The organism is Stieleria sp., assembly GCF_041595215.1.
GTDB classification, from domain to species: Bacteria; Planctomycetota; Planctomycetia; order Pirellulales; family Pirellulaceae; genus Stieleria; species Stieleria magnilauensis.
On sequence record NZ_JBFHKV010000843.1, the window covers coordinates 1 to 3,894 of the forward strand.

Sequence of the window (3,894 nt, forward strand, 5' to 3'; positions counted from 1 at the left end):
GGACGGCTCGCGCCGTTCCGCTAACACCACCAGTGAAGCGTTACTTGTTAGCGGTAGGGCACGAGCCCTCCGGTCTTGCACGGTGTTTGCAAGCTGAAACCGGACGGCTCGCGCCGTTCCGCTAACACCACCAGTGCTACGACTCATCAGTCGCGGGGGACTTCGATGCCTCGGATCATGGCCAGCAATTCTTCGTCGACGTCGCGTCCTTCGATTTCGGCTTCGGCGCTTAGCTGAACACGGTGCCGCAACGCCGGGATCGCCACTTCCACCACGTCATCGGGGATGGCGTAGTCGCGACCGCCGAATCCTGCCAGCGTGCGAGCGCATTGCATCAACGCCAACCCGGCGCGTGGCGAGGCACCGATGTGAAACGCCGGCCACGAGCGCGTCGCGCGAACGATTTTGTTGATGTAATCGACCAGTGCATCTTCGACGTTGACCGTTCCGCACAGCTGAATCATCTTCCGCACGGTCTCCGGGTCGGTGATCGTTCGCACCTCGTTTTCCAGCCGTTCATTCAGATTCACCTGCTTGCTGTGCAGTTTCAAGATCTCCGCTTCTTGGGCTTCGTTCGGGTAGTCGACCTTCAACTTGAACATGAACCGGTCCAGTTGAGCTTCCGGCAGGTTGTAGGTGCCTTCGCTTTCCAACGGGTTTTGCGTCGCCATGACCAAGAACGGTTGTGGAACGACGTGGCTGGTGCCGTCGATGGTGACGCGGTATTCCTGCATGATCTCCAGCAGCGCCGCGTGCGTCTTGGCGGGCGAGCGGTTGATTTCGTCGGCCAACAAGAGCTGTGTAAACACCGGCCCGGGGCGAAAGCGAAACTCGCTCTTTTGCATGTCGAACACGGGGGCGCCGGTGATATCCGAAGGCATCAGGTCGGCGGTGAATTGGATCCGGCCGAAATCACAGCCGAGTGCCCGTCCGAGTGTGCGGACGAACAGCGTCTTGCCTAGCCCGGGAACCGATTCGATCAGCACATGTCCGCCGGAGAACAGCGCCGTGAGTGTTCCGAGCACCAGTTCGTCCTGGCCGACGTACAATTTGGCAACTTCGGCCGAGACCGCTTGGTACAGCCTTTCGACCGGTTCGAATCGTTCGCTTTTGCCTTGAAACGCAACCGGATCCGTTGCCGCGGCAGCGGTCGCTATCGAGGCCGCCGTGGAGGTCGTCGGCGCGTTCACGCTTGTGCCATGGGGTGCCAGCAGGTCGTCGGAACCTGATCCGGCTTGTGTGTTTCCAGGAGTCGGGTCAGTCAACGGTCAGCCTCGATCGGGTAGGTCGGAATCGTCTCGACGACGATCAGTAGATTCTGGATGGATTGTACTCGTGTCAACCGCCTTGGCTGTTTCGCCGGGCGGGTCACGATGTGATTCACTGGATGTTTCGCCCGATGTTTCGCCGGGCGGGTCCGCGATCGGTTTTGGCGCCGTCACTTTCGGGGCCATCCGTTTCGGATCGGGAACGTGCAGGTGGAGCGCCGGGTCGGGGGCGTGAACGGGTTCTTCAATCACCCACGGTCCCGATGATTCATCTCGAACGTGTTTCATGTAGTCACTGATCCGACGCCGGGCGAATGTTTCGCCGCCGCGTCGCCGCATCAAGGTGGCCACCGCGGTCAAGTGGTCTCCGAAATGCGTCAAGACGCCGCGATCGACTCGCTTGGGCCGTCCAAAGATCGGCATCAACATCAAGCAAATGACAAAGCCCAAGATCGCGATGTGAAAGGTGACGAAGCTGAGCGGGAACTCGGTGAAAAATTCCGCTCCGGAAGCTCTGGGAACTTCAGTGCCGCGGTCGCTGATCGGCAAGGAGTACGATGCCGTCGCGAAACTCACTTGCGGCTGTGATCCATCGGCCAATAACCGTTCTCGTGGATCCACCCGTTTGGACTGAATCAAGGGCGCGAACGACGTGCGGATCAAACGCCCGGCGAGCGCCTGGTTTTCTGGTTTGGTCAATCCATAGTTGGTCAGCAAAGAGCCACCGGCGACCACCACAACTTGCGAGTTGCCCCAGGCTTTGCTGGTGAGGCGGGCAACGATGGCGTCACCGTCTTCGGACAACACGATGGGCTGGAACTCGGTTTTCGTGGACGTCGGTGTCACATTCTGTCCCATCGGCCAGACCGGCGCCCCCGGGCCAACCGGTTGAAACACGAAGGTTCCCTGCTGTGCCTTGTTTTTGCGATCATAGGCTTCCAGCACCCATTCGACGCGACGCGGATGCTCGGATTCGGCCAGATCGCTCCATGCGTCATCGCGCGCGGCCTCGGAATCCGCCAACACCATTTGGGTCTGCTGCACCTTGGGCTGGATCGATAGCCAACCGTTGGACGGCAGCGCCGTTCGCAACAGTTGCCACTGGTGTTCTTTGATCAGGTTCTCGGCGTATCTCCTGCGATACTCCAGCCGTTGCTCCGGTGGCGCGAGTGGTCGGGCATCACGAAAAAACTCCGTTTCACTGCCGCTATCGGGGACCACATAAATCAGCGTCTTGTCGCCCATCCGCAACCATTGTTCCATCCACCGTGTCGTGTTGGCTTCGATTCCCGTCGGATGCGTCGGCGTCCAGACGATCACCGAGCTGCGTTTGGATCGGTTGGTCAAACGAGTCAAGTCGCGCGCAGCAAAACCAGCGTTGCCAAATGCGTTGCGCAACGTCGTGAATCCATTGACACTGCGTTTGGCCAAAATCCCGACGCTGGGGCCGTAGCTGGTCCGCAAACCGCCCTCACAGCCGACGAGTACCAACAGCAGCAGCACCGGGAGCATGATGCGTTTCATTTGCCCGCTCCGTAGGCTTGGGTGGCCGATTCCAACATTTCGTTTTGCCGCCACAGTTGTTCGAACACGTGGGCGGAAATCTCGTGCCGACCGAAATAAGATTGCTCGAACGCGTCGGCAGTCGCCCGCAACCAGGTGGCGATGGTGTCGTCGTGGTTGCGGGTTTCGCGAACATAGCGCCCATTTGTCTTTCCGCGACTGAGCCGTAGCAGCCCGTTGCGATCCAACAACAGAAGCTGATGGCCGAGCATCAAAATGATCGCCTGGTCGTAACGTCCTTCATGCATCAAGCGTTCGCATTCGGTCCGAAGGTTCACATCCGTTCGCCGCAACTCGGGCGGCAAATGTTTTATGCGTTCCAGGGTCTGTTCATCGGGCAACCCCTTGGCTCGAGAGGCGGCGGCCGCTGACGTGCGATTTTCCATTCGCAATTCCGCTCGCGAGACGACGTAGACCGTGATGCCAACAATCCCCAACACAATCACGGCCAACAGCACCCATCCAAACAGATTGCCCCACGTCAATGAGCTTCCGAACAAACCCGTTGACGGTGCGGATCCGGTGGTCGCCGTGTTGGACGACGGATCGGGCCGATCAATCTTTTTCGGTTTGGGCAACCAGCGGCTCTCGCGATGGACCGAGTCGTCTTGCCGGAGTTCCAGTTCGATGGGCACCAGTTTCCTGGATTCCGGATCGTACCAGGGCGTCGAATCGAGCGACTCGGTCACGCTTGAATCAACCTCGATCGTCGTGGACGATTTTGCAGCGTCGCCGGTTTGGACGAGTGTGATAGCGACGGGACGTTGTACGTTTGGCATCAGCCGGTGCGCGCCAGCGTCCGGGCCTGTCCTCAGATCCGACCCAACCGATCGATTCAACGGTGCAACGCCGGCGTCGGCGACGTGCCCGGTCAGCGACGGTGGCACGACCAGTGCCAGAACGATCACCGTCAGGCCGATCAGGCAACGCTGTGAAGCATTTATTCCCTGCGTTTGACGAGGTGTTAGCGGTAGGGCGCAAGCCCTCCGGTCCCTCATCGTTCCCGAAACACCGGAGGGCTCGCGCCCTACCGCTAAAAAATGCTTCACAGCGTTGCCGATCA

3 protein-coding genes are annotated in these 3,894 nt (G+C 59.7%); all 3 read right to left on the reverse strand.

Annotated elements, in window-relative coordinates; all coding sequences use genetic code 11:
* Positions 1-146: 146 nt before the first annotated feature.
* The 3 genes from ABX749_RS25040 to ABX749_RS25050 are packed head-to-tail and all read right to left on the reverse strand — an operon-like array spanning position 147 to position 3,610.
* On the reverse strand, positions 147-1,265 hold the full coding sequence (locus ABX749_RS25040; protein ID WP_372898398.1) for an AAA family ATPase: 1,119 nt from the start codon (positions 1,263-1,265) through the stop codon (positions 147-149).
* Positions 1,266-1,268: 3 nt separating this feature from the next.
* A complete protein-coding gene (locus ABX749_RS25045) occupies positions 1,269-2,792 on the reverse strand; it encodes a hypothetical protein (RefSeq protein ID WP_372898399.1) in 1,524 nt (507 codons plus the stop codon).
* Complete coding sequence (locus ABX749_RS25050) at positions 2,789-3,610, reverse strand: DUF4129 domain-containing protein (RefSeq protein WP_372898400.1); 822 nt, start codon at positions 3,608-3,610, stop codon at positions 2,789-2,791. The genes ABX749_RS25045 and ABX749_RS25050 overlap by 4 nt, the downstream gene beginning before the upstream one ends.
* Between the last annotated feature and the right edge of the window lie 284 nt (positions 3,611-3,894).

Coding starts and splice junctions, on each gene's coding strand:
- ABX749_RS25050 (WP_372898400.1), bottom strand. CDS start 3,610: ATGCCAAACGTACAACGTCCCGTCGCTATCACACTCGTCCAAACCGGC.
- ABX749_RS25045 (WP_372898399.1), bottom strand. CDS start 2,792: ATGAAACGCATCATGCTCCCGGTGCTGCTGCTGTTGGTACTCGTCGGC.